The following is a 421-nucleotide window of genomic DNA, read 5'->3' on the forward strand; positions in this document are numbered from 1 at the left end:
GTCCCGAGCAGGCATTGTAGAAATCGATCAGTCCGGTCAGGTGCGTGCCTTCGAACAACACGTTGTCGCGGAACATGTCGGCATGCAGGTTGGCCCGAGGCAGCGCCAGAATCTGCGACTTGAGGTCTTCGATTTCCTGCAGCGACGTGTCCAGCAATGCGTTCTGCGCATCACCCAGGTGCGACAGGAAATTGCGACCTTCGCTCAGCATCCAGTCCAGACCGCGATCGGTCTTGCGTTCCAGCACGTGTTCACGTGTCGCCAGATGCAGGTTGGCCAGCAGCTCACCGATCTGTGCGCAGTGCTGCGTATTCGGCTGGCTGATGTGTTTGCCCGGCCGGCGCGGCTGCAAGAGCGCCGGCTTGCCCGCCAGCTCACGCAGCGCCTGGTCGTCGGTGGTGCGCGACGCGTAGGGCACCGG

The 421-nt window shown here is 62.9% G+C and carries 1 protein-coding gene; it reads right to left on the reverse strand.

Annotated features, from left to right (window positions below):
• The coding region (locus EE949_RS09070) for a phosphotransferase (RefSeq protein ID WP_164666743.1) at positions 1–421 on the reverse strand (421 nt) is incomplete at both ends.

It is taken from the genome of Pseudomonas viridiflava (assembly GCF_900602065.1).
GTDB lineage: Bacteria > Pseudomonadota > Gammaproteobacteria > Pseudomonadales > Pseudomonadaceae > Aquipseudomonas.